This is a genomic window from Streptomyces sp. DH24 (assembly GCF_029813775.1).
Classification (GTDB): domain Bacteria; phylum Actinomycetota; class Actinomycetes; order Streptomycetales; family Streptomycetaceae; genus Streptomyces.
Map to the genome: position 1 here is coordinate 1 of NZ_JARVKW010000138.1, position 398 is coordinate 398.

A 398-nucleotide genomic window follows, 5' to 3' on the forward strand; every position below is an offset into this window, starting at 1 on the left:
TTCTATCATGGCGATTTTTTTAGGTACTTTAGCAAGCTTGGCAGCGAGCGTGCCATAGATGACAGGTTTGATAAAATAGCTAAGGACGATATCGGGCTGAATTTTTTTGATTTTTTTATAAAGACTTATCGTGTTAGATAAATCTTCATAAGGATTAAGACCGCCTCGGCTGAGTTTATAATGTGTAGGAATTGCCCCTAATTGGGCAATTGTGGCAAGCTCGGTTTCGTTACTGTCTGATGTAAAAGCATACACGGTATAACCCTTTGCCAATAGTGACAATATTAAGTCTTTACGAAAGGTATAAAGACTGGATGCGACTGTGCCGATGATGATAATTTTCACTTAATCCCCTGTTGTCGTTTTAAATTCAAAATATAAAAAAAGCTGATGTAAAT

Annotated in this window: 1 protein-coding gene; it reads right to left on the reverse strand. The window is 36.7% G+C overall.

Translation table 11 applies throughout. The features are described 5' to 3' along the window. Nucleotides 1–345 (reverse strand): glycosyltransferase (locus QC282_RS32200; protein ID WP_279553124.1); only part of this gene is annotated, 345 nt, incomplete at its 3' end. Nucleotides 346–398: the final 53 nt, after the last annotated feature.